Origin of the sequence: Rhodoferax saidenbachensis (assembly GCF_001955715.1) — a bacterium.
GTDB classification, from domain to species: Bacteria; Pseudomonadota; Gammaproteobacteria; order Burkholderiales; family Burkholderiaceae_C; genus Allorhodoferax; species Allorhodoferax saidenbachensis.
This window is the reverse complement of sequence record NZ_CP019239.1, coordinates 2405067-2430760: the sequence shown is the minus strand read 5'-3', so window position 1 is coordinate 2430760 and position 25694 is coordinate 2405067. Positions and strand designations below refer to the sequence as shown.

Below are 25694 nucleotides of genomic sequence, written 5' to 3'. Positions count from 1 at the left end.
TTGGCTTGAAAAATCAGATCTTCGAGAGGTCGGGGAAGGGGCGCACCGGGTCGGTCTTCCCGTCCCAGGTTTCCGATTCCGCACGGATCAGGTCGAACATGCGGCCCTTGGGGCCCGCCACTTCCGACAACTCGATCACCGTACCGGGGTGGTACTCGGTGTCGAAGTAGACGAAGCGGCCTTTTTCGCCCACCTCACCACTCATCACCGTCTTGAAACCCTCGGCCGTCAGCCGCGCCAGGTCGGCGTCGTAGTCGCTGGTCCAGTAGGCGACGTGCTGCAGTCCGGTGCGACCGGCCTGCAGGAAGTCGCGGTACATGGACGGCACGTCGTTGCGCGTCTGGATCAGTTCGACCTGCACATAGCCCGAGTTGGCCAGCGCCACCGAGTTGTGCGGCTCATGGGCCTCACCGCGGTACTGGTAGTTCACGATCGGAACCTTGGGGTTGTAGAACCAGGGGCCCACGCCCAGCGTGCGGCTCCAATAGTCCATGGCGGCTTCGATATCGTGGACCACGTAGCCAAGCTGGCGGATGGCGCCGAAATGACGGCTCATGAGAATTTCCTTAGGTGAGGGGGCAAAGGTGGTGACGTGCGGGTGGAATTACTTCGCGCCGTCGATGATTTCTTTGGGGATGGGCACACCGGCGTATTTCAGGTGGATGGTGTTGAGCTTGCCGTTGGCCAGGTTGGTCTTGATCCAGCCGTTCACGGCCTTCATCAGCTCAGGCTGGTCCTTGCGCATGGCCACACCCAGCTGGTAGGACTGCAGGATGAACTTGGTTTCAAACTCGCGCGCGGGGTTCTTCTTGGCGATGGCGGCAATGATCGGTGGCGTGATGGCCACGATGTCGGCCTGGCCGGTAGCAGCTGCGGTGATGGAGGCGGCTTCGTCGTCAAAACGCACGACCTTGGCTTGTGGCGCGCGCTCGGTCACGATCTTGTCTTGTGGGCCACCGCGGGTCACGGCCACGGTCTTGCCAGCCAGGTCTTCAATGCTGGTGAGCTTCAGGCTCTTGGGTGCGCCCACTGCGGCCTGGATGGCGCCGTAGGGGATGGAGAAGTCCACAGCCTTTTGGCGCTCTGGCGTGATGGAGAGCGACGAGATGATCAGGTCGACCTTGTTGGACAGCAGGTTGGGGATGCGTGCGGAGTTGGTGGTGTTCACGATCTCCAGTTGCAGGCCCAAGTCTTTGGCCATCAGCTCGGCGGCTTCCACGTCGGAGCCCACAGGCTTCATCTTGTCGTCCACAAAACCGTAGAACGGTGCGCCAAAGTCAATGCCGACGCGCAGCTTGCCGGCGGCCTTGATGTCGACCAGCTCGGCCATGGCGGGCATGCACAGTGCGGCAGCGCTGGCGGCCAGCAGGGTGCGGCGAAGGATGAGGGAATAGTTCATGGTGTTGTCTCCTAGTGGTTGTTGAAATGCAAGCAGAAATACAAGTGAAAGCGTCGGATCAGAGTCCGTGGGAAAGGAAATCGCGCAGCTCGGGGGTCTGCGGGTTCTTGAGCATGTCGCCAGAGCCGGTCTCCCAGACCTTGCCCTCGTGCATGTAGATGATGGTGTCGGCCACGCGGGCGGCAAAGTCCATTTCGTGGGTGACCAGCACCATGGTCATGCCGCCTTCGGCCAGCGACTCGATCACGCGCAGCACCTCACCGGTGAGTTGCGGGTCCAGGGCCGAAGTCACTTCGTCAAACAGCATCACCTCCGGCTCCATGGCCAGCGAGCGGGCAATCGCCACGCGCTGCTGCTGGCCGCCTGAGAGTTGCTCGGGGTAGGCCTGCGCCTTGTCCGCCAGGCCCACTTGCTTGAGCGTGCGGGCGGCAATCTCGCGCGCCTCGGCGGCGGACAGGTTCTTCACGGCCTTGGGGGCGAGGGTGATGTTCTGTTCCACCGTCAGATGCGGAAACAGGTTGTAACTCTGGAACACGATGCCCACGTCCTGGCGCAACTGGCGCAGGTTCACACTGGGCGAATGCACCGCGTGGTCGCAGACCTGGATGGTGCCGCTGTCGATGATCTCCAGCCGGTCGATGCAGCGCAGCGCGGTACTTTTGCCCGAGCCACTTTTGCCGATGATGGCAACGACCTGGCCTTTGGGAATGGCGAAGGACACGCCTTTGAGGACCTTGACGTTGCCAAAGCTTTTGTGGACGTCCTTGAGTTCAACAATGGGGTACTCAGTGGGGTTCATGGTGACTTCTTGCTTCATGTGGCGTTCGCGGTAGGGAGGGCTGCACGGTTGCCAAACTGCTGGCGCTTTTCCAGCTTGTGGCTCCAGACCGACAGCGGGTAACAGATGGCGAAATAGACAACGGCGATCAGCAGGTAAACCAGGAAGGGCTGGAAGATGGAGTTGTTGATGAGCTGGCCGGCACGCACGAGCTCGATAAACCCCACGATGGATGCCAGCGAGGTGTTCTTCACGATCTGCACCATGAAGCCCACCGTGGGCGGTGTGGCAATACGCACCGCCTGCGGCAGCACCACCAGGCGCATGCGCTGGGCACGCGACAGGGCCAAGCACTCGGCCGCTTCCCACTGGGTGCGCGGCACCGATTCGATACAGCCGCGCCAGATTTCACCCAGGTAGGCGCTGACATACACAATCATGGCGATGCTGGCGGCCACGATGGCGGGCAGCTCGAAGCCCATGATGGAGAGGCCGAAGTAAAACAGGAACAGCACCACCAGGAGTGGCGTGCCCTGGATCAACTGGATCCAGGCAATCGTTGCCCAGCGCACGGCCTTGATCGGGCTGACGCGGCACAGCGCAATCACACCACCCGCAATACCGCCACCGACAAAGGAAATCAGCGACAAGCCAATCGTCCACAGCGCACCGAACATCAGGTACTGCAGGTGGTAGGCGTTCAGTCCACCATCGATCATTTCGCGCTCCCCAGTTTGCGTTTGCGTGTGAACACGATTTGCCCAAATACCCACAGCCCCAGGCGCATCAGCAGCGACAGGATCAGGTAGGCCACCGCCACCAGGATGTAGGCTTCGAACGGGCGGAAGGTTTCAGACTGCACCCGTGCGGCCACGGCGGTAAGTTCTTCCACCGAGATCTGCGAGGTAATGGAGGATGCGAGCATCAGCAGCACAAACTGGCTGGTGAGCGCGGGGTAGACCTTTTCCATGGCCGGGCGCAGCACCACATGCCAATAAATCTGCCGGCGCGTGAGGCCCAGGCACTCGGCCGCCTCGATCTGGCCCCTGTGGATGGAGTCCATACCGGCCCGCATGATTTCGCAAGAGTAGGCCGCTACGTTAATAACCAGCGACAGCAGCGCCGCCGAAAACGCCGACACCTTCCAGCCCAGACTCGCCAAGCCAAAGAACACCAGGAACACCTGCACCAAGAGCGGCGTGTTGCGCAGCACTTCCACATAGATACCGCAGGCCCGGGCCACCCAGCGCTTGTCGCCGCGGCGGCCGATGGCCAACAGGGTGCCGCCGACAAAACCGATGACGGTGGCGGGGAAGGACAGCAGGATGGTCATCCAGGCCCCTTCCAGAAACTGGGGCCAGCTGGCCAGTACGCTGGCGAAGTCGAACGTGTATGTCATGGAGGCGTTACAGACGCTTCAGCGCACGCAGGCGCAGCGATGGACGAAGGGCGCGACTTGTGCGCGGCGCCCCAAACGGGCAGTGGTATCAGGCATGGTTTGTCTCCTGTGCGGTGGGTCTTGGCCGCCGCAACCTAGGGTTTCTACTGATTCTATTTGATGCCTTTCAGCATCGAACGCAGAGTGATAGTATCCCCATAATCCATCAAATGCCAGCAAACAATATGATGGTTTTTGATTGAATTGATTTATGGCGCACACTCCCTCTCGTCACCCCCGCATTCCCGACATCGCGCAGTTGTCTGGCGTCTCCACGGCCACGGTCGACCGGGTGCTGAACCAGCGCGCGGGCGTACGCAGCGCCACTGTGCAGCGGGTGATGCAGGCCGCTGCCAGCTTGGGTTACCTGCCGCAGGCCGACATCCACACGGCGTCGCAGGTGCAGCCGCAGCCGTTGCGATTGATGGTGCTGATCCCGGAGGGCAGCAACCGCTTCCTGCAGATGCTGGGTGACGTGATTGGGTATGCGCAGGACCACTGGGCACCGTTCAACGTGCGCTGCCAGGCCGCTTACATCGAGAGCTTCAACCCCGACGCGCTGGCCAAGGCGCTGCTGCACTACGGCAAGCGCTGTGATGGCATTGCCTTCATGGCGCTGGAACACCCGGTGGTGCGCGAGGCCGTGGCGCAGTTGGCTGAGCAGGGCGTGCCTACCGTCACACTGATTTCCGATTTGTCCAGCTCGCGCCGGGTCGCCTATGTGGGCCTGGACAACCGCGCCGCGGGCCGCACCGCCGCTTACCTGATTGCCCGTTTCATGGGGCCTCTGGCTCATAGCCCAAAGAGCCGTCCTGCCCGTGTGGCGATGATTGTGGGGTCTCTCCGCTACCGCGCCCACGAGGAGCGCGAGGCCGGTTTTCTGCACCTGTTCGAAGAGCAGTTTCCGCTGGTGCAGGTGGTGGGTGTGCGCGAGGGGCAAGACGACGCCGAGAAAAACTACAGCCAGGCCCGCGCGCTGCTGGAGCAACACAGCGACCTGGCCGGCATCTACAACATCGGTGGTGGGGCAGAAGGTATTGGCCGCGCGCTCAAAGAGGTGGGTGCTGACCGCAAGATCGTGTTCATCGGTCATGGCCTCACCCCCGACACCCGTGCGCTGCTGATCGACGGCACCATGGACGCCGTCATCACCCAGAACCCGCAGGGCGCCGTGATGAACTGCGTGCGCATCTTTGCCAACCTGCGCGATGGGCGTGAGCCCACCAGCGGTGTCGAGACGACCCGTAGCCAGGTAATTTTTCGGGAAAACCTGCCCTGAGGCTGCGTTGAGCGCAGCCCTTTTTTGGCGGAGCTTGTCTAGGCCTTCCGAGGAAACACTGCGTTTGCGCTTATGGGGCTCTGTGCAAGAAGTGCTGACCCATTGAGAGGGCCAGCATTGGGGGGATGTCAGACCTGCGTCATGCCACCGTCGACAAACAGCTCGATGCCGTTGACAAAGCTGCTGTCATCGCTGGCCAAGAAGACCACGGCTTTGGCGATTTCGTCGGTGGTACCGACGCGCCCCAGCGGGATGGTTGCGACTTGTGACGCGACAAAACCTTGCTTTTGCTCTTCTGTCAGACCCAGCAGGTCGTAGCCGGGCGTGGGCACCACGCCGGGGCTGATGACGTTGACGCGAATCTGGCGTTCTCTCAAATCGATGGACCAGCTACGCGCAAAGTTACGCACCGCTGCCTTGGTGGCGCTGTACACACTGAAGGCGCCAGTGCCCTTGATCGAGGTTGTCGACGCATTGAGCACGATGGCAGCGCCTGCGTGCATCAGCGGCAATGCCTTTTGAACGGTGAACAGCACGCCCTTGACGTTGGTGTCAAAGGTCGTGTCAAAGTGCTCTTCCGTGATCTCGCCCAATGGAGCCAACAGACCACCGCCTGCATTGGCAAACAGCACGTCCAGGCGGCCTTTGTCTTTTTGGATCTGTGCAAACAATTGGTCCAGGTCTGCCATGCTGGAGGCGTCTGCGCGGATACCGGTTGCGTGTGGGCCGATGGCTTGGACGGCAGCGTCCAGCGCAGATTGACGCCGGCCGGTGATGAAGACATGGGCACCTTCGGCAACAAAGCGCTTTGCAGTGGCCAGGCCAATGCCGCTGGTGCCGCCGGTGACCAGGGCGACCTTGCCGGAAAGTTTGCCGGAGGCGGAGGTCAGTGGGGTAGTCATGAAACGATTCCTTTGCAATAAACGGGATGGGAGTTGAATGTATGAGTTGCTCCTGAATAAATAAATACCGTTTTTTGAACTTGTTTATTTCCAATGGTGAATAATTGATGGATCACAACGACTGTCCGCACAGGTGAAAACATGGACCAAATGCTTGCAATGCGTGTCTTCATGCGGGTGGTGGAGGCGGGCACTTTCACCAAGGCGGCCGACTCGATGGCCATACCCAAGCCGACAGTTACCAAGCTGATCCAGGGCCTTGAATCGCACTTGCGCGTGAAGTTGCTTAACCGCACTACGCGGCGTGTGACGGTTACGCCGGATGGCGCGACGTATTACGAGAGCCTTGCACGCCTGCTCGCGGAGATGGATGACCTGGAATCCGGCCTGGCCCATGCGTTAGCCAGTCCCAAAGGAAAAATCCGCGTAGATGTGGGAGGCACGGTCGCCAGCCTCATCCTGATACCGGCGCTGCCGCAGTTTTATGCGTTGTACCCAGATATCCAAATCGAATTGGGTGTAACAGACAGGCAAGTCGACCTGATCAGCGACAACGTGGACTGCGTGATCCGTGGTGGCGCGCTGACCGACCTGTCACTGGTGGCGCGCCGGGTGGGCACGCTCAGCTTCGTGACTTGCGCCACACCGGCTTACCTGAAGACCCACGGCCTTCCCAAAGACCCCCATGCGCTCAAGGCCCGATTTCCCGTGGCCAGCTATTTCTCAGCCCGCACGGGACGCATCACGCCCTTGCACTATGAGAGGAATGGAGAAGTGGTCGAAATCGAGGGCCGACATGTGCTGGCTGTGAACGAAAGCAATGCCCACGTGGCGGCGGGGCTGGCAGGGCTGGGCGTGATGCAGACCGTCAATTTCATGGTCAAGCCACACATCGCCAGCGGCGCGCTGCAGGTAGTGCTTGCCGACTGGCAGCAACCGACGGTCCCTGTGCATGTGGTGTACCCGCCCAACCGGCATTTGAGTGCCAAGGTGCGGGTGTTTGTGGACTGGGTGGCGGCGTTGTTCACGCGGCTGGAGGAATAAACCGCGAGCCAGTGGGCTGCCAAATTGCTACAAATTCAGTAGCTGCTTGCGCATATTCCACGGGGGCTAAACGGTCTTTTGACGTAAAAAAGCCCCCGGAGTCGTTAACTCCGGGGGCTTTACAAGCCACTTAGCGTGTTGCCGTGACGGCTTCGCTCATGTCCAGGTCGCGGGTTTCACGCGACAGGTACAGCGCCAGCATGGTGATGACACCATTGGCCGCCATGTACAGGCCCACGCCCCACAGGCCGTAGCTCTTGTTCAGTTCCATGGCCACCAGGGTGGGGATGGACGCGCCCACGATGGAGGACAGGTTGTAGGCCAGCGAGGCGCCCGAGTAGCGCACTTCGGTGGGGAACAGCTCTGGCAGCAGCGCAGCCATGGGGCCAAAGGTCATGCCCATGACGGCCATGCCGATGACGATGAACGCGGCTACCGACGCCACAGTGCCTTGGTTTAGAAAGGTTGGCATCAACAGGCCCAGTGCCACGATGCCGGTGGTCACCCACAGCAGCCAGGTACGGCGGCCCAGCTTGTCGGCCCACACGCCACCCAGGGTGGTGAAGATGCCAAACACAATGGCGCCGATCAGCAGCAGGCCGGTGAAGGTGTTGGGCGGAATGCCCAGACCCGTGGCGTGGCCTGCGGCCGAGAGAGCGACCGGGCTCTTGGAGTAGACCTGCACAAACGCCGTCATCAGGTAGAACAGCACGTAGGTGGTGGACATGCAGAAGATGCCGCGCACCAAGGCGCCGCCGTGTTGCTTGAACACCGCGCTCACGGGTGCCTGCAGCTTGCGGCCTTCGCGCTCCACCTTCTGGAAGGCGGCGCTTTCGTGCAGGTTCAGCCGCACGTACAGGCCCACGGCCACCAGCACGATGGACATGACGAAAGGAATGCGCCAGGCCCAAGTCACCAGGGCTTCCGAACCCAGGAAATAGGTCACCAGGAAGAACACGCCGTTGGCCGCGAACAGGCCAATAGGTGCGCCCAGTTGGGGGAAGCTGCCGAACAAGCCGCGTTTGCCCTTGGGTGCGTTTTCGGTAGCGACCAATGCTGCGCCACCCCATTCGCCGCCCAAGCCGATGCCTTGGCCGATGCGGCACAGACACAACAGCACCGGAGCCCACAGGCCAATGCTTTCGTAGGTGGGCAACAAGCCGATGGCCACGGTCGACACACCCATGGTCAGCAGCGACGCCACCAACGTGGTCTTGCGGCCAATCCGGTCACCAAAGTGGCCGAACAGGGCCGAACCGATGGGGCGTGCCAAGAAGGCCAGCGCCAGCGTGGACAGGGAGAGCAGCATGGCCGCGGAGGGATCGCCCTTGGGGAAGAACTGGCTGTTGAACACCAGCACCGCAGCGGCGGCATAGATGTAGTAATCGTAAAACTCGATCGCGGTGCCCACCAGGGACGCGATGGCTACTTTGCGGGGCGAATTGCCCTGCACAGCAGTGGATGCAGACATGGAAAACCTTTCAGAACGGCGTCAAGACGTGTACCTGCAAACCTCGGCGTGAGGGCAGTGCACAAGGGCAGAAACAGCGGGTGGATGTCTGCCCGGCCAGGCTGGGGGGTAAACCAGTCGGCATGCCAGGCTACACAGCGCCAGGGTAGGGCGCTGTTCATAATTTATTCATAAACCTGGGGAGGTGCGAATTATGCCTGCTGCTAGGCGGCTACCGGGAAAGAAGGTTTATGTCTCCCTCCCGTGGCAGATTGCCAGGGTTTGTAAGACAGTGGACTAAGAGCAGGCTGTGCTGCGAAGTCTTTGCATCACAAGCCCATGGCCTGGATCTGGCTGACAGTTTTTGTGGAGATAACGCTCTTCATGGATGACAGCACCTGCGCCTGCGTTGCCGCATCAAGATTGTCTTCAATCTTAGAAGCCCAGGGTTTTCCGTCGGGTCTCAGCACCGGGTACTGCTCCCCAAGGCCCGAGCTGCGTGAAATCAGGACCTCACCCTTGGCATCGTACAAAGTGACCTCGGTGTCCGCACGTATGCCGTGGTTTTCTATGCTGTTAAAGCCACCGCGCAGAAAATAGCGCACGCCAGCATATCCATTGTCCCCATCAAACACCTCGCCAACTATGGCGATGGAGTCCAGGTCGTGCTGCTTCGCGAGTTGCACCAACAGGGCTTTGGCCTTTTCGGGAGGCCAAGAGAACACGATCACACCGGGTTTGAACAAGTTCCGCACCTCGGTCACATTCACGTCCAGTTGTTTCACTTGCCGTTTCGCGCCCCGAAAGGCCGACTCTGCCCCGGCTCTTCCTGCATCATTGAGGTTCGTCGCCACCGGTTTCTCCACGCGTTCGTTGTTGAACACGGTGATGCCAATTTTTTGGTAAATCAGCGTGTCTGGCAGCAAGGAAATCACGCCTACTTTTTGAATGCGTGAGGTTTGCTCTGGCTTCAGCGTCGTGGTTGTAGAGCATCCTGTGGCCAAAGTGGCGACCAGCAAGACCAGAAGGTATTTCAGAGAGTTCGACATGCATTCCTCAGGGTAAAAAAGACGTTGCAGTCTAGCAAAGCCAGCCTCTGCAGCCTCTCATTGCATCACCGCCAGGCGGACCCGGTTGTGCCCGATGCGGGATAGCAGGAGTCGATGCAGAGAAGTGATTCTGATGCGTTGAAACCGCTACAAATTCAGTAGCTGTTTGCGCACATTCCATGAGGGCTGGACGGCCTTTTTTCTTGTATTTTCGGGGGCGCATAATGGCCAATGACCGACGCTTCCCCTCCCCACAAGCGCCGCGTGCGTTATGCGGGCACCCATCCCCGCCAGTTTGAAGAAAAGTACAAAGAGCTGGACCCCACGCGCCATGCGGCCGAGGTGGACAAAGTCATGCAGCGCGGGCAAACGCCTGCGGGCATGCACCGCTCCATTTGCGTGGACGAAATTCTCGCCATCCTGAAACCGTTGCCCGGCGAAACCGGGCTGGACCTGACCCTGGGCTTTGGCGGCCACACCCTGGCCATGCTGCCGCTGGTGCAGCCGGGCGGACGCGTGTTTGGCATGGATGTCGATCCGATTGAGTTGCCCCGCACCACGGCGCGGCTGCGCGCTCTGGGTTTTGGCGAAGAAGCGCTTAGCGTGCACCGCGCCAACTTCAGCGAACTCGCCAGCTTGCTGCCGCAAGCGGGCGGTGGTTTCGACTTTGTACTGGCGGACCTGGGCGTCTCGTCCATGCAGATCGACAACCCGGCACGGGGCTTTAGCTTCCGGGCCGATGGTCCGCTGGATTTGCGCCTGGACCCGACCCACGGCCAGTCGGCCAGTGAGCTGCTGCTGTGCGTGACGCGGCACCGACTGCGCGACCTGCTGACCGACAACTCAGACGAGCCGTTTGCTATTCCCTTAGCCGCCGCTCTGCAAGGCCAGTACCTGGAAACCACGGTGCAGTTGGCCGATTTGGTGCGTGCCACTATGGAGCTGGCCTACAAGCGCAGCATGCCTGCAGAAGAGCGCCTGGTGGAAACCAAGAAGGTGCTGCAGCGCACGTTCCAGGCGCTGCGCATTGAAGTGAATGACGAGTTTGGCGTGCTGGACACGATGCTGTTGAACCTGCCGGCTTGTCTGAAACCCGGTGGGCGCGTGGCCATCCTGAGCTTTCACTCCGGCGAAGACCGGCGCGTGAAAAAGTGCTTTCAGACGGGCGAACGCAACGGTACTTTCAGCAGCGTGGCGGCGGACCCGATTCGCGCTTCTTATGACGAGCAACGCAGCAACCCGCGCTCATCGTCTGCCAAGCTGCGCTGGGCGGTGCGGGCGCAGCACGTTGGTACTGCATGACTGGGCGTGAGATCGAACAACGGCAGCGTGCGCCGTGGGCTGAGGTGGGTCCGCTGGCACAGGGTGCCGCCGCAGCGGGTGTTCAAGCGTTTATTGGGGTGCAAGCCCGCAGAGTATGAATGCACGGTTTTCCGGACCACGCCGGAAGAGGGCGGTCGGCAGACTGCGCTCGAACCCGAGCCCTGTCCGTCCTTCACCTATTGAGAGCGGCAGACGCTGAGTGCAGATGGGGCAATCACTGCGCTACCGTATGGAGCGACCAATCTGCAGTCTGTTTTGCGTAGGTTAGGATCGCCACCTTTACAAATATTCAGGGAGTAGGCATGAAGAGTTTCGCTCGGTTTTTCAGTGTGGCGGTCGGTGTGGTGACTTTGCTTGCAGTTCAGGGCTGTGCCACCAGCATCAAGGCGTCCAGCACACAGAATCCGCCGCCCAAGGAAGCGTTCTCCGCTTTCGGCAAGATCGAACTAAAGACCGTGGTTTTCAAGGCCGGCACCAAGGGCGACGCGTCGGGCCTGGCCAAGATTGACGAGAACCTGAAGAAGAATCTTGCGCGCTCGCTGGACGAGTGGAATGCCCGCCCCGCCAATGGCCGTACGCTGACCATCGAGCCCGTGATTGAGGAGATGGCCTTCCAGCATGGCGCCAAACGCGTACTGCTGGGCCCTCTGGCGGGCAGCTCCGGCGTGCTGTTGCGGCTCAATATCCGTGACGCCGCTGGCCGCGAAGTCGCCGCTCCCGAATTCTTCCAGCGCGCTGACGCCTGGTCTGCCGGGTTCGTTGTGGGCGTGCATGACAACCTGATGCTGACCCGTGTCGCGCAACTGGCCAGCAACTATGTCATTGGCAACTACGCGCGTGCACAGGGTGGTCCCACTGGTGCGGACGAAAAGGCTGTTGCACCCAATTGAGGCAGCGCCATATTCTGGAGCGCAGATCCACACAGATCCCGGCACCCTTGAGGGTGCCTGGTTCGGCTGTTCCGCCTGGCGGCCTGCCCTGGGCGTCCTGCCGTGCAAGGCGCAGTCTGCGCGGGGCCGGACACCTTAAGCAAATATAATGCTTCACCGAATACGTGCTTGAGGCGTCTGTTTGGGGAGGGGTGCAGAGCAACAAAAAAACAGTTCTCACCAAATGGAGCAAATACCTTTTGGGAATACCAAGGACGCAGGCATGTTGGAGTTTGAGTTCACCGTTCTTGATTGGTCTGCCTACGCGGCAGGCCTCGGCAATCAGCAGGACTGGCTGGACTGGGCCGCCCGGCCACCCCAGCTTCCCACCATTGACGCGCAAGCCGCACCGGCCCTGACCGAGATGCCGGCCATGATGCGCCGCCGGCTCAGCCCGCTGGGCCGTTATGCCTGCCAGGTCGCCTGGTGGTGCCAGCAGCAGCCCGACTCCGCCCCCCTGGTTTTTGCGTCCCGCTACGGCGATGCCGCACATACGCTCACATTGTTGAAAGAACTGGTGCAGGGCCAGTCCCTGTCGCCCACGGCCTTTAGCCTGTCGGTGCACAACGCCTTCTCTGCGGTCTACGGCATTGCACGCGGGCACACCGGCAACGCGCTGGCGGTCAGCGCCGGTCGCGCCAGCGTCGGGGCTGCACTGGTCGAGGCCGCCGCGCTGCTGGCCGATGGTGCGCCCGACGTTCTGATCGTTTTTTACGAAGCACCGCTACCGCAGCACTACCGCGTGTTCCATGACGAAGCACTGGCCGAATACGCCTGGTGCTGGCGCATCAGCAAACCGGTGGCATCGCGGCCGTTGGTGCGGGTCCGCGTGGATGTGCCTTCTGATCCCATCGATCACAGTGCCGATGCGACTCCTGCCGCCTGGCCCTCTGGCCTGGCCGTGTTGCGCCATGTGCTGCAGCAGATGGCGCAGCCGGAAGTACAGGCAGGTGGACATACCGACGCCAGCCTGCAACGCCAGGACCGCCCCGGCAGCCAGTGGACCTGGAGTGCGCATGCTTGAGTTCGTAGCTAACCGCCTGGGTTATGTCTGGCGCCTGTGCGCCACGGCCTTGAGTTTCACGCTGTTTGGCATTGGTGGCCTGTTGCTATGGGCGGTGGTCTTTCCCGTGCTGTCGCTCGTGGTGCCGCAGCCGGCGCGGCGCAGCCTGCTGGCCAAGGCCCTGATTCAGCGTCTGTTCAAGCTTTTTGTGGGCCTGATGCACGGGCTGGGCATCTTCACCTACGACCTGCGCGGCCTGGAGAAGCTCCAGCGCAGTGGCCTGCTGGTGCTGGCCAACCACCCGACGCTGATCGATGTGGTGTTCCTGATCTCGCTGATCGAGCGGGCCGACTGCATCGTCAAGGCGCAGCTGCTGCGCAACCCGTCCACCCGTGGCGCGGTGCAGACGGCGGGCTATATCTGCAACGATGCCGGTGCCGTGCTGATAGACCGTTGCCATGCCTCCCTGCAGTCCGGCAACAACCTGATCATTTTTCCCGAAGGCACACGCACCCCCGAGGCCGGTTTTCCGCCGCGCCTGGAGCGTGGCGCGGCCAACCTGGCGGTGCGTTGCAAGCTGGATGTCACGCCCGTGCTGATCCACTGCGACCAGTCCTTCCTGGCCAAGGGTGTGCCGTGGTGGAAAATACCGCCCCAGCGTCCGCACCTGTCCATCGAAGTGCATGACGACCTGAAAGTGGCCGCCCTGGTGGCGGACTGTCCCAGCGAAGCCCTCGCTGCGCGCCGCCTGTCGGAGCATTTGATTCAATTTTTTACCGCGGAGATTCGCAATGACCGACACCCTGCAAGCGCTGGAGCTTGAAATCAAGGACATCATTATCCAGTCGCTGGCGTTGGAAGACATTGCCGTGTCGGACATCGACAGCGCCGAGCCCCTGTTTGTCAAAGGCCTGGGGCTGGACTCCATCGACGCGCTGGAACTCGGCCTGGCGCTGCAAAAGCGCTACGGCGTGACCGTGGCCTCCGACTCTGAAGAGACACGCGCCCACTTCGGCAGCGTACGCGCGCTGGCCGCCTTTGTGCACGCGCAACGAACCCAATAAGCAATCCTCCGGTGACACGCCATGACCAATGAAGAAATCCTGCAACGCATCAAGGACATCATGAGCGAGGTCTTCGACATCGATGCCGACCGCGTCGTGCCCGAAGCGCGCCTGCGCGATGACCTGGACATCGACAGCATCGACGCGGTGGACCTGATCGTGCAACTCAAGCCCCTGGTGGGCCGGCGCATGCAGCCCGAAGCCTTCAAGTCGGTGCGCACGATTGGCGACGTGGTCGATGCGATCCAGTTGCTGGTCTCGGGCGATGCGCCTGCGAATGTCTAAAGAGCGCCTGGCCGGCATCGTGCTGGCCGCGGTGACCGTGGCCTACCCCTTGCTGGTGTACCTGGGCCTGGGTCATTTCGAGCCGCGCTGGTTTGCCGCCATTCTGCTGCTCATGGGCCTGGTGCGGCTGGTGCTCAAACCAGCGGCCGAAAACTGGGCCCTGGTGGGCGCGGCCCTGCTGCTGGCCACGCTGACCTGGCTCAGCAATGCCTGGTTGCCCCTGAAGCTGTATCCGGTGGGCGTGAATCTCTGTCTGGCTGTGCTGTTTGCCATCAGCCTGGTCTACCCGCCCACCGTGGTCGAGCGCATCGCGCGGCTGCGCGAGCCGGAGCTGCCCGCTGACGGCGTGGCCTACACCCGCACGGTGACCAAGGTCTGGCTGGCCTTCTTTTTGGTGAATGGCTCCATGGCACTGGCTACGGCCCTGTGGGCGTCGGACGCGGTCTGGACGCTGTACAACGGCCTCATCGCCTATGGCCTGATGGGTCTGCTGGGTGGGGCCGAGTGGCTGGTGCGCCGGCGCCTGAGGCGCAACCAGCTGGCTGCAGCGGCGCCAGAGCTGGTGGTGCATGGCTGATTTCTGGTCGCTTGCCACGCTGGCGACCCAGCCTCCCAGTGCCTTGCGACCGGTGGCACGGCGCGCCGACGGCAGCCTGGCCAGCCACGCCGATCTGCTGGTGCGCATCGGCCACTGGCACGCACTGCTGGCGCCACAAGCACAGACCGAATGGGCGCTGTACCTGAACGACCCGCTGGAGTTTGCGGCCGCGCTGCTGGGTGCCTGGCATGCCGGAAAAACCGTGCTGCTGCCGGGCGACGCGCTTCCCGAAACCGTGCACCAGTTGCAGCACAGGGGCTGTGCCCTGGCCGGCGACCTGCCGGGCGGCCTGCAGCCCGAAGCCGGTGCTGTTGCACCCACCGCAGCCCTGCAGGCCCTGCACCCGCAGCACACCCGGCTTCAGGTCTTCACCTCGGGCTCGCAAGGCCAGCCGCAGGCCATCGACAAGGCGCTTCACCAGTTGCTGGCCGAAGTGGCCACGCTGGAGGCCACCTTTGGTGCACGCCTGCGCGGCGAGACCGTGCCCACGGTCTGGACCACGGTGTCGCACCAGCACATCTACGGCCTGCTGTTCTACATCTTGTGGCCTCTGTCCAGCGGTCGCCCGCTGGCAAGCCAGCGCCTGCTGTACCCCGAAGACATGGTGGCCCACCTGGGACCGGCGCCCAGTGTGCTGGTGGCCACGCCCGCGCATTTGAAGCGCCTGGGTGACCGGCTCGATTGGCAGCGCGCACGCCAGGGCCTGCGCGCCGTGTTTTCCTCGGGCGGCCCCTTGCCGTTCGAGGCTTCGCAAAGCGCTGCACAGGCACTGGGCCTGGTGCCCACCGAGGTGTTCGGCAGTTCCGAGACCGGTGGCATCGCCTGGCGCCAGGCGGCCAGTGCCAGCCAGAGCTGGCAACCCTTTGCCGGCGTGCAGTGGCGCGAAGACGCGGGTTGCCTGGCCGTGCAGTCGCCCAACCTGCCCGACGGCGCCTGGTGGGAAACCACCGACCGGGTGCAGGCCAGCGGGGACGGTGGCTTTGTGCTGCTGGGCCGCAGCGACCGCATCGTCAAGATTGAAGAAAAGCGCGTGTCGCTGGACGCGATCGAGCAGCAGCTGCTGGCCACGCAGCTCGTCAAGGAAGCGCGCGCCTTGCTGATTCCCACCTCGGTGGGCCAGCGCGTGGGCGTGGTGGCTGTGCCCACCGAGGCCGGCCAGCTGCTGGCAGCGCAGGGCCGCAAGGTGCTGGGCGACCGCTTGCGCCAGGCCCTGGCCGGTGCGGTGGAGGCCGTGGCCCTGCCCAGGCGCTGGCGCTTTGTACCGGCCTTGCCGCACAACGCCCAGGGCAAGACGCCCGAAGCCCTGCTGCGCGCACTGTTTGACCCGGTGGAGCCGCTGGACACATCGGCCATGCCGATGCCGCAATGGCAACTGCGCAGCGCCACCGAAGCGCGCGCCACCCTGCGTATCGAGGCCGACCTAGTGCTATTTGCCGGCCACTTCGATGTGGCGCCGATTCTGCCGGGCGTGGCGCAGCTGGACTGGGCGATCCAGCTGGCACAGCAATGCTTTGATTTGCCCACGCACTTTGTGCGCCTGGAGGCCCTGAAGTTTGTGCGGCCTGTGACGCCGGGGACGACGCTGATCCTGGACCTGAGCTACAAGGCGCAGCTTGCCAAGCCTGAGCTGTGCGCGGTGGCCTTTGCCTGGACCTCGCAGGACGGCAGCAGTGCCGAACCGGTGGCGCATTCCAGTGGCCGCGCGCTGTGGTCCCGCACTGTGCCGCAGGAGGCCGCCCATGCATAAGCCGGTTGCCGTCATTCCCTGCTACAACCACCCGCAGACCATTGGCATGATGGTGGACGCCGTGCACGCCCATGGCCTGGTGGCCGTGGTGGTGGACGACGGCTGCAACGCCGAATGCGCGCAGACGCTGGACGAGCTGGCCACACGCCATGGCCCGCGAATGCAGCTGGTGCGGCTGGCCCACAACCAGGGCAAGGGCGGGGCGATGATGGCCGGCCTGCGCGCGGCCCATGCCAGCGGCTTCACCCACGCGCTGCAGATTGACGCTGACGGCCAGCACGATGTGGCCGACATCCCCACGTTCCTGGCCGCATCGGTTGCGCACCCGGACACCGTGATTTGCGGCGAACCCCTGTATGACGCCAGCGTGCCCAAGGGCCGCTTGTATGGCCGCTACGCCACGCATGTCTGGGTCTGGATCAACACGCTGTCGCTAGACATTCGCGACTCCATGTGCGGCTTTCGGGTCTACCCGCTGGCACCCGTGGTTCAGCTGATCAACCAGGCCCGTATCGGCAAGCGCATGGACTTCGACCCCGAACTGCTGGTGCGCCTGCACTGGCGCGGTGTGCCAATGCGCTCGCTACCCACCCGCGTGAGCTACCCGCTGGACGGTGTGTCGCACTTCAAGCTGCTGTGGGACAACCTGCTGATTTCGGGCATGCACACGCGCCTGTTCTTCGGCATGCTGCTGCGCAGTCCGCTGCTGCTGTGGCGCAAGGTAGCGCCGCGATGAGTGCCCGCCACTGGGCCAGCCTGCCCGAACACACCTTTGTGCTGGGCATCCGCTTCATGTACTGGGTCTACCGCCTGTTCGGGCGCGGGCCGTTTTTGGTTTTTCTGTACCCGGTGGTCACCTACTACTGGGCCACTCGCAGCACGGCGCGACGCGCCTCGCTGGAGTATTTGCAGCACCTGCAGGCGGCCCACCGCGCGCTGGGCCATGCACCGGGCTGGCGCGATACGCTGCGCCACTTTCTGGCCTTTGCCGACACGATTCTGGACAAGCTGCTGGCCTTGAACGGCATCCTCTCGGCCGACGCCGTGCGCGTGACCGGCAGCGGTGCCGCGCCCCTGCAGGCGGTGCTGCAAAGCGGGCAGGGCGCCCTGGTGCTGACCGGCCATGTGGGTTGCATGGAGCTGTGCCGCCTGAGCGGCGAGCACCAGCACACCGCGCGCCTGAATGTTCTGGTGCACACGCGCCATGCCGCGCGCTTCACGCGCATGCTGCACCAGATCGACCCAGCCAGCCAGGTGCACTTCATCCAGGTGACAGAGGTGACGCCGGCCACCGCCATGATGCTGGCCGACCGTGTGGCGCGTGGCGAGATTCTGGCCATGGCCGGCGACCGCATTCCGGTGCGTGATGAGGCTGCAGACGGGGCGGCCACCGGTACCGTGGAAGCCAATTTTCTGGGCCAGCCCGCGCGTTGGCCGGTGGGCCCATATGTGCTGGCCGCGCTCTTCAAATGCCCGGTGTTCGCGGTGGCATGCGTCAAGGAGCCTGCCGGCTACGTGATGCACGTGGAGCAGATGGCCGAGCGCGTGCTGCTGCCGCGCCAGGCACGCCAGCAGGCGCTGGCCGGCCACGCGCAGCAATTTGCCGACTGGCTCACCCGCATCCTCGCCGCCACACCCTTTGCCTGGTTCAATTTCTTTTCTTTCTGGCAGCAAGGCCAACGCCTGCCCAACCCACACGCCCATGCCCAAGAACAACACCCCTGACAACCTGGCCACCGTGGTGCGGGTCGACGAAGACCGCGCGCTCGACCGCGATCTGCAAGTACTGCTGGTGCAGATCCGCGAAGGACACTGGAGCCTGTATGGCGCCTGATCTGTCGCATGAGATCGAAATCAGTCCGGCGTTCCACGACCTGGACCCGATGGACATCGTCTGGCACGGCAACTACGTCAAGTACCTGGAGCTGGCGCGCGATGCGCTGATGGCCAAGTACCACTACGACTATCCGCAGATGCGTGCCTCGGGCTATGCCTGGCCCATCGTCGACCTGCGTCTGAAGTATGTGGGCATGGTCAGCTACGGCCAGCGCATCAAGGTGCGCGCACGCATTGTCGAGTGGGAATGCCGCCTGAAGATCGAGTACCTGATCACCTGCGCCGAAACCGGTGCACGGCTCAACAAGGCCACCAGCGTGCAGGTGGCGCTGGACATCCAGACCCGCGAGATGTGCTGGGTCTGCCCGCCGGTGCTGTGGGAGCGACTGGGTATCGACAGGAGCGGGCAATGCGTGGTCTGACCTGGCTGCGCGCCGTGCTGCTGCTGGTATGGGCCTGCGCTGCGGCGCAGCTGGCCCTGGCCGCCGAGCTGAGTCCCGAGGCACTGACCAGCATCGGCCAGCGCCTGGACCCGGCGCCTGTGCTGCGCGGCGAGTTCGAGCAGAGCAAGACGCTCAAGGGCTTCAAGAAACCGCTGCTGTCACGCGGCAGCTTTGTCATGGCGCGTGCCCGCGGCGTGCAGTGGCTGACCACGCAGCCATTTGCCTCCACGCTGGTGGTCACCGCCGACCGCCTGATGACGCTGGACGCTACGGGCAGTGGGCAAAAAATGGACGCCCGGCAAGAACCCGGCCTGCGCGCCTTCAACGAAACCCTGATGGCTGTGTTGCTGGGCGATGTGAAAGTGCTGGCCACCCGCTTCAAGGTGGAAGGCCACCAGGAGGCGCAGGGGTGGCGCCTGACGCTGGTGCCGCGCGACGCCGGCTTGCTGGCGCTGATGACACGCATCGAGATTGAAGGCGACCAGCATGTGCGCGCCATCCAATGGCATGAGGCCTCGGGCGACAGCAACAGCGTGCGCTTCTTCGGCCACAAGAGCTCGCCGCTGACCGCCGCCGAGCTGGGGCGCTTCGCCCCATGAGCCTGGCCGCGCGTTGGACTGCACCCCGGGCGCTGGCCCTGGCCTGGCTGCTGGTGGTGCTGGCGATTGCCGCCCACCAGTGGAGCTTCTGGCGCGCGCCCGCGCTGGACACCGATGTGTTCGCGCTGCTGCCGCAGGACGAGCAACTGCCCGCCGCCCAACTGGCCATGCAAAGGCTGGCCGAGCAGGGCGAGCGCCGCGTGGTGGTGGCCCTAGGTGCCGCCGACTGGGCCAGTGCACAGGCCGCCGCCCAGCGCTTTGATGCCTACCTGGCCACGCAACAGGTGGGCCTGCGCGCTACGCCCACGGCCCAGGGTATGGACCAGGCGCTGGCTTTTTTCCGCCCCTGGCGTGATGCGCTGCTGACCGATGCGCAGCGCCAGCAGCTGTCCGGCAGTACGCCCGATGCGTGGCTGGGCCGCGCCCTGGGCCGCCTGCACGGCGTGGCCGGTGCGCAGCCCACCTCCTGGCTGGAAGACCCGGCCGGACTGTGGCCCGACTGGTGGTCGCAGCGCGCACAACTGACGGCGGCGCGCCCGCGCGACGGTGGCCTGTGGGTCCACGATGGCGGGCGGGACTGGGCGGTGCTGCTGTACGAGACAGAGGGCTCGGCCTTCCGCCTGGACGGCGAGCGCCGCTGGAGCGATGCGCTGGACCAGGCTGGTGCTGCGGCACGCGCGGGTGCCTCTGCCGCTGATGCGCAGGCCCTGGAGATTCTGCAAGCCGGTGTGCCCCTGCATGCCGAAGCCGGCGCTGCGCAAGGCAGCCGCGAGATGAACACGATTGGCTGGGGTTCGCTGCTGGCCGTGGTGCTGCTGGTCTGGTGGACCTTTCGTGCCGTGCGGCCGGTCGCGCTGATTGCGGTGTCCCTGCTAGTCGGGTGTGCGGCGGCGCTGTCGGTCACGCTGCTGGTGTTTGGCCGGGTGCATGTGCTGACGCTGGTGTTTGGCGCCAGCCTGGTGGGCGTGGCCGAAGACTTTGGCATTCACTACTTTGCCTCGCGCCTGGCCGCGCCCAAAACCGAACGCTGGGCACTGATGAAGCACCTGCTGCCGGGCCTGTTTCTGGCCATGGTGACCAGCGTTCTGGGCTACCTGGTGCTGGCCGTGGTGCCGTTCCCCGGCCTGCGCCAGATGGCGCTGTTTTCTGCCGTGGGCATGGCGGCGGCCATGTTGACGGCGGTGTGCTGGTTCCCGTTTCTGGACCGTGGCCCCTTGCCCGGCAGCCGCCTGGCCAGCTGGATTGCCGCCAGCCTGCAGCGCTGGCCGCGCCTGTCGGCGCGCCAGTTGGGCTCGGTGCTGGCCGTCTTCACGCTGTTCTGCGCCGGGGGCCTGTACCGCGTGCATGTCAGCGACGATTTGCGCCAGCTGCAGTCCTCGCCGGCCGAGCTGGTGCGCGCGCAGATCGCCCTGGGCCGCCTGCTGCAAATACCCAGCCCGGCGCAGTTTTTTGTGCTGCACGGCGAAAGCCCCGAAGCCCTGCTGCAGCGCGAGGAAGCGCTCAAGGCCGCGCTGGCGCCGCAGCTGGCGCAGTTCAACACCCAGGGCGAGCGCATCGGCCTGAGCGCCATCTCGGACTGGGTGCCGTCGGCGGCCCGCCAGGCCGACAACCGCAGGCTCACGGCCAGCATCGAGGCCCCGCTGCTGCAACAGCTGGGCCGGCAACTGGGCGAAGACTTGCAGCGCCCGGCATTTGCAGCAGAGCCGCTGGCGCTGGCGCAGTGGCTCCAGAGCCCGGTGTCGCAGGGCATGCGCGCGCAGTGGTTGGGCCAGGTGGGGGATGACTATGTCAGCGTGGTGCTGATCCGCGGCCTGAGCCAGCGCGCTCAGGGCCAGGCCCTGCAGGCTGCCGGCGAACAGGTGCCTGGCGTGCGCTGGGTGGACCGGGCGGCCGATGTGTCTTCGCTGCTGGGGCGGTTTCGCAGCGTTATTGGCTGGCTGCTGGTGCTGGGGCATGCGGTGGTCTGGGTGGCGCTGGCGCTGCGCTATGGGCGCTCTGCCTGGCGCGCCTGGATACCGACCGTGCTGGCCAGCATGGCCTGCGTGGCAGTGCAGGGCTGGCTGGGGGAGCCGTTTCAGCTGTTCAACCTGCTGGCGCTGATGCTGCTGCTGGGCGTGGGCGTGGACTACGGCATTTTTCTGCTGGAGCACCAGGGCGACGAACAGGGCCACGCCTGGCTGGCGGTTCTGATGGGGGCGCTGAGCACCGGGCTGTCCTTTGGGCTGCTGGCTTTGTCGGCCACGCCGGCACTGCACGCCTACGGGCTGACGCTGCTGGTGGGTCTGGTGACGGTGTGCGTGCTGGCACCGTTTTTCCGCTTGCAGGGCAAGGCGGCCCCGGCATGAACCGTCTGCTACGCCCGCTGTGGCTGGCGGTTGCCGTGCTGGGCCTGGTGGCCGGCTGCGCCATGCCATCGGCACCCGACACTGCGCCCTTGCTCAAACTCTCGCCCGCATCGCTGGGCCGCGAACTGGCCATGGCGCAGCAGATGCAGGTGGAGGCGGGCGGCCGCAGTGTGACCATGGACGTGGCGCTGGAGGCCGATGCCACGGCGGTGCGCATGGCCGTGCTGCAGTTGGGCCGCACGCTGGCCCGCATGGAATGGGATGGGCAGCAACTGACGCGCACGCTGGCGCCGGGTTGGCCCGATAGCCTGCTGGCCGAGTCCGTGCTCAATGACCTGCAACTGGTCTGGTGGCCGGTGGGCGCCATACGCGGCGCGCTACCGGCGGGCTGGACGCTGGAGCAGACCGCCAGCCGCCGCACGCTGTGGCATGGTCCGCAGCGCGTGGTGGTGATCGAACTGGCGCAGGGCGGCACGACTATAGTCATACGCCATCCCCTGGAGGGCTACACGGTGCAGGTGCGCACCGAAACACAGAGCCCGATTTTTGATGCGACTGCAGACAAGCCATGAGTGACGTATTTCTTCAGCAGCTCGGCGTGGTGTGCGCCCTGGGCTACGGCGTGGACCGCGTGCGCCAAGCCCTGTTCAGCGCGCAGGACCAGAGTCCGCTGACGCTGACCGAGCGCTATTCGCCGGGCCGCAGCCTGCCGCTGGGCCAGGTGCACACGGCCTTGCCCTCGCTGGCGCATGCGGCGCCGCGCTTTCAGACACGCAACAACGCCATGGCGCTGCTGGTGCTCAACGACATACGCGCTGGCGTAGAGGCCTGCGTGGCCCGCTACGGGCCAGGCCGGGTGGCCGTGGTGGTGGGCTCCAGTACCTCGGGCCAGCCCGAAGGGGAGGTGGCGCGCGCGCAGTTTGAAGCCACGGGCAACTGGCCGGCCGGCTTTGACTACGCGCAGCAGGAGCTGGGCAATCTGGCCGAATTTCTGGCGGCCGAACTGGGCCTGTGCGGCGTGGCCCATGTCATATCCACCGCCTGCTCCTCGGGCGCCAAGGCGCTGGCCAGCGGTGCACGGTTGTTGCAGGCTGGCCTGGCCGATGCGGTGATTGCCGGTGGCTCCGATGTGCTGGGCGGACTAACGGTGGCGGGCTTCTCGGCGCTGGAGTCGGTGTCGGCAACGCGCTGCAACCCGCTGTCGCGCCATCGCAATGGCATCAACCTGGGCGAGGGCGCTGCGCTGTTTCTGATGACGCGCGACGACGGCCCGGTGCGCTTGTTGGGCTGGGGCGAGACCTCGGACGCACACCACATGTCGGCCCCCGACCCGACGGGCCAGGGCGCCATCCGCGCCATGCAGCAGGCGCTGCAGCGGGGCCAGGTGCGGGCCGACCAGATTGATTACCTGAACCTGCACGGCACCGCCACCCAGCACAACGACAGCATGGAAGCCCTGGCCGTGGCGCAGGTGCTGGGCGACGGCGTGCCCGTGAGCTCCACCAAACCCCTGACTGGCCACACGCTGGCGGCGGCCGGCGCCGTGGAAGCCGCCTTTGGCTGGATGACGCTGTGCGACAACCCGCAAGGCCAGCTGCCACCGCACTGGTGGGATGGCGCGACCGACCCGGCGCTGGCGCCGCTGTGCGTGGCCGCACCGGGGCACAGCCTGGGCCGGCCGGCGCGCCATGTGATGAGCAATTCGTTTGCGTTTGGCGGCAGCAATGCCTGCCTGTTGTTGGGGGCTGGTTGAATGGACTGGCGTGTGGAAGACCTGGTGCCGCACCGCGCGGGCATGAGCTGGCTCAGCCGCATCGTGCAGGTGGACGCCAACACTGCCGTAGCCGAGGCCGACATCCGCGAGGGCATGTTCTTTGTGCGCGATGGGCGCCTGGGCGTGTGGACCGGCATCGAGTTCATGGCCCAGACCGTGGCGGCCTGGGCTGGCCACCGTGCGCAGCGCGAAGGCCGCGCCGTGGTGCTGGGCATGCTGGTGGGCAGCCGCCAGTTTCAGGCGCAGTGCCAGCATTTCAGCGTGGGGCAGACACTGCGCATAGCCTCGCAGTTAGAGCTGCTTGCCGACAACGGATTGGGCATGTTTGACTGCAAAATCAGCGTGGACGGCGCAGTCGTGGCCAGTGCCCGGCTGTCGGTGTTCGAGCCGCCGGATGCGGCTGCATTTCTAGAACTACAAAAAGGACAATCATGAGCAAGGGGTGGGTGCTGGTCACCGGGTCCAGTCGCGGTATCGGGCGGGCTATTGCGTTGCGGCTGGCGCGTGATGGTTTTGATGTGGTGGTGCATGGCCGCACCGGCCAGGAGCAGGCGCAGCAACTGGCGCAGGAGATTGAAGCCCTGGGCCGCGCGGCCCGGGTGTTGATGTTCGATGTGGCCAACCGCGCGCAGTGCGCGCAGGTGCTGGGCGAGGACATGCAGGCGCACGGCGCCTACTACGGCGTGGCCTGCAATGCCGGCCTGGCGCGCGACAACGCCTTCCCGGCCATGAGTGGCGAGGACTGGGACACCGTGATCCACACCAACCTGGACGCCTTCTACAACGTGCTCAACCCCATCGTGATGCCCATGGTGCGCCGGCGTGCGCCGGGGCGCATCGTTACGTTGTCCTCGGTCTCGGGCCTGGTGGGCAACCGCGGGCAGACCAACTACAGCGCGGCCAAGGCCGGCATCATCGGCGCGACCAAGGCGCTGGCCATTGAACTGGCCAAGCGCGAGATCACGGTCAACTGCGTGGCGCCGGGCCTGATCGACACCGACATGATCAGCGCCGAAATTCTGGAAGAGGCTTTGCCCCTGATCCCTGCGCGGCGCGTGGGCAAGCCCGAAGAGGTGGCCGCTGCCGTGTCCTTTCTGATGTCCGCCGATGCGTCCTACATCACGCGCCAGGTCATCTCCGTCAATGGAGGCATGGTCGGATGAAGCGCGTTGTTATCGTCGGGGTGGGAGCCCTGAGTCCCCTGGGCCATGACTGGCCCACCGTGCTGCAGCAGCTGCGAGCCGAGCAGAACGTGGTGCGCCACATGGATGAGTGGGATGCCTACGAAGGCCTGCATACCCGCCTGGGCGCACTGGCTGCGCCCTTCGAACTGCCACCGCACTTCAACCGCAAGACCACGCGCAGCATGGGCCGCGTTGCGGTGATGGCCACACTGGCCAGCGAACGCGCACTGGCTGACGCCGGCCTGCTGGGCGACCCGCTGGTGACCAGTGGCGCCATGGGGGTGTCTTACGGCTCATCGGCCGGTTCGCCAGCGGCGATTGGCAACTTCGGCAACATGATTGCCAACAAGAGCACCGAAGGCATCAACGCCAACACCTACCTGCGCATGATGTCGCACACCGCCGCCGTCAACATCGGCGTGTTCTTCGGTCTGACCGGCCGCGTCATCACCACCTCCAGCGCCTGCACTGCTGGCAGCCAGGGCATTGGCTATGCGTTTGAAGCCATCCAGAGCGGGCGCCAGATTGCCATGCTGGCCGGTGGCGCCGAAGAACTCGACGCCACCCACGCCGCCGTGTTTGACACGCTGTTTGCCACCAGTACCAGCAACAACACGCCGGCGCTGTCGCCGCGTCCGTTTGATGCCCACCGCGACGGCCTGGTGCTGGGCGAGGGTGCCTGCACGCTGGTGCTGGAAGAACTGGAGCACGCCCAGGGTCGAGGTGCGCGCATCCTCGGCGAAATTGTCGGCTTTGGTACCAACAGTGATGGCAGGCACGTGACCCAGCCCAATGCCGACACCATGGCCCAGGCCATGCGCTTGGCACTGCAAAGCGCGAACCTGCCTCCCGAGGCGATTGGCTACATCAACGCCCATGGCACGGCCACCGAGCATGGCGATGTGGCCGAGACCACCGGTACGCACGCCGTGTTTGGCAGCCATACGCCCATCAGCTCGCTGAAAAGCTACATGGGCCACACGCTGGGTGCCTGTGGTGCTCTGGAGGCCTGGATGACGCTGCAGATGATGCAGGAGGGCTGGTTTGCGCCCACGCTGAACCTGCGCGACATAGACCCGCGCTGCGGTGCGCTGGACTATGTGCTGGCTGGCGGGCGCAGCCTGCAGACCGACTGCGTGATGAGCAACAATTTTGCGTTTGGCGGCATCAATACCTCTTTGGTCTTGCGTCGCTGGAATGCCTAAAAGAATCGCAGCATGGGCAT

29 protein-coding genes are annotated in these 25694 nt (G+C 64.3%); 21 read left to right on the top strand and 8 right to left on the bottom strand.

Annotated elements, in window-relative coordinates; translation table 11 throughout:
- Positions 1-13: 13 nt before the first annotated feature.
- The 5 genes from RS694_RS11670 to RS694_RS11650 are packed head-to-tail and all read right to left on the bottom strand — an operon-like array spanning position 14 to position 3576.
- Complete coding sequence (locus tag RS694_RS11670) at positions 14-556, bottom strand: VOC family protein (protein WP_029706477.1); 543 nt, start codon at positions 554-556, stop codon at positions 14-16.
- A gap of 48 nt (positions 557-604) precedes the next feature.
- On the bottom strand, positions 605-1399 hold the full coding sequence (locus tag RS694_RS11665; protein ID WP_029706476.1) for a transporter substrate-binding domain-containing protein: 795 nt from the start codon (positions 1397-1399) through the stop codon (positions 605-607).
- A 58-nt stretch (positions 1400-1457) separates the two neighbouring features.
- On the bottom strand, positions 1458-2198 hold the full coding sequence (locus RS694_RS11660; RefSeq protein ID WP_029706475.1) for an amino acid ABC transporter ATP-binding protein: 741 nt from the start codon (positions 2196-2198) through the stop codon (positions 1458-1460).
- A gap of 14 nt (positions 2199-2212) precedes the next feature.
- Positions 2213-2896 carry an amino acid ABC transporter permease gene (locus tag RS694_RS11655; protein WP_029706474.1) on the bottom strand — a complete coding sequence of 228 codons (684 nt, stop codon included), beginning with the start codon at positions 2894-2896 and terminating at the stop codon, positions 2213-2215.
- Positions 2893-3576: an amino acid ABC transporter permease gene (locus tag RS694_RS11650; RefSeq protein ID WP_029706473.1), complete on the bottom strand. Its 684-nt coding sequence runs from the start codon at positions 3574-3576 to the stop codon at positions 2893-2895. Before RS694_RS11650 ends, RS694_RS11655 begins: the two co-directional genes overlap by 4 nt.
- Positions 3577-3826: 250 nt before the next feature.
- Here RS694_RS11650 and RS694_RS11645 point away from each other — a divergent pair, with 250 nt between their 5' ends.
- Positions 3827-4894 (top strand): LacI family DNA-binding transcriptional regulator, encoded by a 1068-nt coding sequence (locus tag RS694_RS11645; protein ID WP_029706472.1) that lies wholly within the window; start codon positions 3827-3829, stop codon positions 4892-4894.
- 128 nt (positions 4895-5022) lie between these two features.
- On the opposite strand, the gene RS694_RS11640 is transcribed toward RS694_RS11645, so the two are convergent.
- On the bottom strand, positions 5023-5796 hold the full coding sequence (locus RS694_RS11640) for a glucose 1-dehydrogenase (protein ID WP_029706471.1): 774 nt from the start codon (positions 5794-5796) through the stop codon (positions 5023-5025).
- A 141-nt stretch (positions 5797-5937) separates the two neighbouring features.
- On the opposite strand from RS694_RS11640, the gene RS694_RS11635 reads away from it, so the two are divergent.
- Positions 5938-6840, top strand: coding sequence for a LysR family transcriptional regulator (locus RS694_RS11635; protein WP_029706470.1), 903 nt, complete (start codon positions 5938-5940; stop codon positions 6838-6840).
- A 130-nt stretch (positions 6841-6970) separates the two neighbouring features.
- Here RS694_RS11635 and RS694_RS11630 read toward each other — a convergent pair whose 3' ends face one another.
- A complete protein-coding gene (locus RS694_RS11630; RefSeq protein WP_029706468.1) occupies positions 6971-8311 on the bottom strand; it encodes an MFS transporter in 1341 nt (446 codons plus the stop codon).
- A 308-nt stretch (positions 8312-8619) separates the two neighbouring features.
- Positions 8620-9309: a hypothetical protein gene (locus RS694_RS11625; RefSeq protein ID WP_152528771.1), complete on the bottom strand. Its 690-nt coding sequence runs from the start codon at positions 9307-9309 to the stop codon at positions 8620-8622.
- Between the two features lie 261 nt (positions 9310-9570).
- Between RS694_RS11625 and rsmH the strand changes: the two genes are divergently transcribed.
- From rsmH to RS694_RS11535, 19 genes are all read left to right on the top strand, one after another.
- On the top strand, positions 9571-10641 hold the full coding sequence (gene rsmH, locus RS694_RS11620) for a 16S rRNA (cytosine(1402)-N(4))-methyltransferase RsmH (protein ID WP_029706465.1): 1071 nt from the start codon (positions 9571-9573) through the stop codon (positions 10639-10641).
- A 323-nt stretch (positions 10642-10964) separates the two neighbouring features.
- Entirely contained in the window at positions 10965-11552 is a 588-nt protein-coding gene (locus tag RS694_RS11615; protein ID WP_029706463.1) for a hypothetical protein, read from the top strand.
- Between the two features lie 223 nt (positions 11553-11775).
- Entirely contained in the window at positions 11776-12615 is an 840-nt protein-coding gene (locus tag RS694_RS11610) for a beta-ketoacyl synthase chain length factor (RefSeq protein ID WP_051391741.1), read from the top strand.
- Positions 12608-13417 carry a lysophospholipid acyltransferase family protein gene (locus RS694_RS11605; RefSeq protein WP_029706460.1) on the top strand — a complete coding sequence of 270 codons (810 nt, stop codon included), beginning with the start codon at positions 12608-12610 and terminating at the stop codon, positions 13415-13417. The genes RS694_RS11610 and RS694_RS11605 overlap by 8 nt, the downstream gene beginning before the upstream one ends.
- On the top strand, positions 13398-13658 hold the full coding sequence (locus tag RS694_RS11600) for a phosphopantetheine-binding protein (protein ID WP_029706458.1): 261 nt from the start codon (positions 13398-13400) through the stop codon (positions 13656-13658). Before RS694_RS11605 ends, RS694_RS11600 begins: the two co-directional genes overlap by 20 nt.
- A gap of 21 nt (positions 13659-13679) precedes the next feature.
- Positions 13680-13943, top strand: coding sequence for an acyl carrier protein (locus RS694_RS11595; RefSeq protein ID WP_029706457.1), 264 nt, complete (start codon positions 13680-13682; stop codon positions 13941-13943).
- Positions 13936-14520, top strand: a complete 585-nt coding sequence (locus RS694_RS11590; RefSeq protein ID WP_051391740.1) for a COG4648 family protein — start codon at positions 13936-13938, stop codon at positions 14518-14520. The genes RS694_RS11595 and RS694_RS11590 overlap by 8 nt, the downstream gene beginning before the upstream one ends.
- On the top strand, positions 14513-16288 hold the full coding sequence (locus RS694_RS11585; protein WP_029706453.1) for an ApeI family dehydratase: 1776 nt from the start codon (positions 14513-14515) through the stop codon (positions 16286-16288). Before RS694_RS11590 ends, RS694_RS11585 begins: the two co-directional genes overlap by 8 nt.
- On the top strand, positions 16281-17024 hold the full coding sequence (locus RS694_RS11580) for a glycosyltransferase family 2 protein (protein ID WP_029706452.1): 744 nt from the start codon (positions 16281-16283) through the stop codon (positions 17022-17024). Before RS694_RS11585 ends, RS694_RS11580 begins: the two co-directional genes overlap by 8 nt.
- Positions 17021-18013 (top strand): LpxL/LpxP family acyltransferase, encoded by a 993-nt coding sequence (locus RS694_RS11575; RefSeq protein WP_051391739.1) that lies wholly within the window; start codon positions 17021-17023, stop codon positions 18011-18013. Before RS694_RS11580 ends, RS694_RS11575 begins: the two co-directional genes overlap by 4 nt.
- On the top strand, positions 17991-18122 hold the full coding sequence (locus tag RS694_RS21025) for a hypothetical protein (RefSeq protein WP_276324424.1): 132 nt from the start codon (positions 17991-17993) through the stop codon (positions 18120-18122). Before RS694_RS11575 ends, RS694_RS21025 begins: the two co-directional genes overlap by 23 nt.
- Positions 18112-18546 (top strand): acyl-CoA thioesterase, encoded by a 435-nt coding sequence (locus RS694_RS11570; RefSeq protein ID WP_029706449.1) that lies wholly within the window; start codon positions 18112-18114, stop codon positions 18544-18546. The genes RS694_RS21025 and RS694_RS11570 overlap by 11 nt, the downstream gene beginning before the upstream one ends.
- The gene (locus tag RS694_RS11565) at positions 18534-19166 is read left to right on the top strand and encodes an outer membrane lipoprotein carrier protein LolA (protein WP_029706447.1); all 633 of its coding nucleotides are present in this window, start codon (positions 18534-18536) and stop codon (positions 19164-19166) included. Before RS694_RS11570 ends, RS694_RS11565 begins: the two co-directional genes overlap by 13 nt.
- Complete coding sequence (locus RS694_RS11560) at positions 19163-21511, top strand: MMPL family transporter (protein WP_051391738.1); 2349 nt, start codon at positions 19163-19165, stop codon at positions 21509-21511. Before RS694_RS11565 ends, RS694_RS11560 begins: the two co-directional genes overlap by 4 nt.
- Complete coding sequence (locus RS694_RS11555) at positions 21508-22083, top strand: DUF3261 domain-containing protein (RefSeq protein WP_029706445.1); 576 nt, start codon at positions 21508-21510, stop codon at positions 22081-22083. Before RS694_RS11560 ends, RS694_RS11555 begins: the two co-directional genes overlap by 4 nt.
- Positions 22080-23264 carry a beta-ketoacyl-ACP synthase gene (locus RS694_RS11550; RefSeq protein WP_029706444.1) on the top strand — a complete coding sequence of 395 codons (1185 nt, stop codon included), beginning with the start codon at positions 22080-22082 and terminating at the stop codon, positions 23262-23264. Before RS694_RS11555 ends, RS694_RS11550 begins: the two co-directional genes overlap by 4 nt.
- Positions 23265-23720 carry a hotdog family protein gene (locus tag RS694_RS11545; protein ID WP_029706443.1) on the top strand — a complete coding sequence of 152 codons (456 nt, stop codon included), beginning with the start codon at positions 23265-23267 and terminating at the stop codon, positions 23718-23720. It begins immediately after the preceding gene.
- Positions 23717-24448, top strand: coding sequence for a 3-oxoacyl-ACP reductase FabG (gene fabG / locus RS694_RS11540; RefSeq protein ID WP_029706441.1), 732 nt, complete (start codon positions 23717-23719; stop codon positions 24446-24448). The genes RS694_RS11545 and fabG overlap by 4 nt, the downstream gene beginning before the upstream one ends.
- Positions 24445-25674, top strand: a complete 1230-nt coding sequence (locus tag RS694_RS11535) for a beta-ketoacyl-ACP synthase (RefSeq protein ID WP_029706439.1) — start codon at positions 24445-24447, stop codon at positions 25672-25674. The genes fabG and RS694_RS11535 overlap by 4 nt, the downstream gene beginning before the upstream one ends.
- The last annotated feature ends 20 nt before the right edge of the window (positions 25675-25694 follow it).

What these genes read in the sequence shown, in the direction of transcription:
- RS694_RS11670 (WP_029706477.1), bottom strand. Translation starts at nt 556, where the DNA reads ATGAGCCGTCATTTCGGCGCCATCCGCCAGCTTGGCTACGTGGTCCAC.
- RS694_RS11665 (WP_029706476.1), bottom strand. Translation starts at nt 1,399, where the DNA reads ATGAACTATTCCCTCATCCTTCGCCGCACCCTGCTGGCCGCCAGCGCT.
- RS694_RS11660 (WP_029706475.1), bottom strand. Translation starts at nt 2,198, where the DNA reads ATGAACCCCACTGAGTACCCCATTGTTGAACTCAAGGACGTCCACAAA.
- RS694_RS11655 (WP_029706474.1), bottom strand. Translation starts at nt 2,896, where the DNA reads ATGATCGATGGTGGACTGAACGCCTACCACCTGCAGTACCTGATGTTC.
- RS694_RS11650 (WP_029706473.1), bottom strand. Translation starts at nt 3,576, where the DNA reads ATGACATACACGTTCGACTTCGCCAGCGTACTGGCCAGCTGGCCCCAG.
- RS694_RS11645 (WP_029706472.1), top strand. Translation starts at nt 3,827, where the DNA reads ATGGCGCACACTCCCTCTCGTCACCCCCGCATTCCCGACATCGCGCAG.
- RS694_RS11640 (WP_029706471.1), bottom strand. Translation starts at nt 5,796, where the DNA reads ATGACTACCCCACTGACCTCCGCCTCCGGCAAACTTTCCGGCAAGGTC.
- RS694_RS11635 (WP_029706470.1), top strand. Translation starts at nt 5,938, where the DNA reads ATGGACCAAATGCTTGCAATGCGTGTCTTCATGCGGGTGGTGGAGGCG.
- RS694_RS11630 (WP_029706468.1), bottom strand. Translation starts at nt 8,311, where the DNA reads ATGTCTGCATCCACTGCTGTGCAGGGCAATTCGCCCCGCAAAGTAGCC.
- rsmH (WP_029706465.1), top strand. Translation starts at nt 9,571, where the DNA reads ATGACCGACGCTTCCCCTCCCCACAAGCGCCGCGTGCGTTATGCGGGC.
- RS694_RS11615 (WP_029706463.1), top strand. Translation starts at nt 10,965, where the DNA reads ATGAAGAGTTTCGCTCGGTTTTTCAGTGTGGCGGTCGGTGTGGTGACT.
- RS694_RS11610 (WP_051391741.1), top strand. Translation starts at nt 11,776, where the DNA reads ATGGAGCAAATACCTTTTGGGAATACCAAGGACGCAGGCATGTTGGAG.
- RS694_RS11605 (WP_029706460.1), top strand. Translation starts at nt 12,608, where the DNA reads ATGCTTGAGTTCGTAGCTAACCGCCTGGGTTATGTCTGGCGCCTGTGC.
- RS694_RS11595 (WP_029706457.1), top strand. Translation starts at nt 13,680, where the DNA reads ATGACCAATGAAGAAATCCTGCAACGCATCAAGGACATCATGAGCGAG.
- RS694_RS11590 (WP_051391740.1), top strand. Translation starts at nt 13,936, where the DNA reads ATGTCTAAAGAGCGCCTGGCCGGCATCGTGCTGGCCGCGGTGACCGTG.
- RS694_RS11585 (WP_029706453.1), top strand. Translation starts at nt 14,513, where the DNA reads ATGGCTGATTTCTGGTCGCTTGCCACGCTGGCGACCCAGCCTCCCAGT.
- RS694_RS11580 (WP_029706452.1), top strand. Translation starts at nt 16,281, where the DNA reads ATGCATAAGCCGGTTGCCGTCATTCCCTGCTACAACCACCCGCAGACC.
- RS694_RS11575 (WP_051391739.1), top strand. Translation starts at nt 17,021, where the DNA reads ATGAGTGCCCGCCACTGGGCCAGCCTGCCCGAACACACCTTTGTGCTG.
- RS694_RS21025 (WP_276324424.1), top strand. Translation starts at nt 17,991, where the DNA reads ATGCCCAAGAACAACACCCCTGACAACCTGGCCACCGTGGTGCGGGTC.
- RS694_RS11570 (WP_029706449.1), top strand. Translation starts at nt 18,112, where the DNA reads ATGGCGCCTGATCTGTCGCATGAGATCGAAATCAGTCCGGCGTTCCAC.
- RS694_RS11565 (WP_029706447.1), top strand. Translation starts at nt 18,534, where the DNA reads ATGCGTGGTCTGACCTGGCTGCGCGCCGTGCTGCTGCTGGTATGGGCC.
- RS694_RS11560 (WP_051391738.1), top strand. Translation starts at nt 19,163, where the DNA reads ATGAGCCTGGCCGCGCGTTGGACTGCACCCCGGGCGCTGGCCCTGGCC.
- RS694_RS11555 (WP_029706445.1), top strand. Translation starts at nt 21,508, where the DNA reads ATGAACCGTCTGCTACGCCCGCTGTGGCTGGCGGTTGCCGTGCTGGGC.
- RS694_RS11550 (WP_029706444.1), top strand. Translation starts at nt 22,080, where the DNA reads ATGAGTGACGTATTTCTTCAGCAGCTCGGCGTGGTGTGCGCCCTGGGC.
- RS694_RS11545 (WP_029706443.1), top strand. Translation starts at nt 23,265, where the DNA reads ATGGACTGGCGTGTGGAAGACCTGGTGCCGCACCGCGCGGGCATGAGC.
- fabG (WP_029706441.1), top strand. Translation starts at nt 23,717, where the DNA reads ATGAGCAAGGGGTGGGTGCTGGTCACCGGGTCCAGTCGCGGTATCGGG.
- RS694_RS11535 (WP_029706439.1), top strand. Translation starts at nt 24,445, where the DNA reads ATGAAGCGCGTTGTTATCGTCGGGGTGGGAGCCCTGAGTCCCCTGGGC.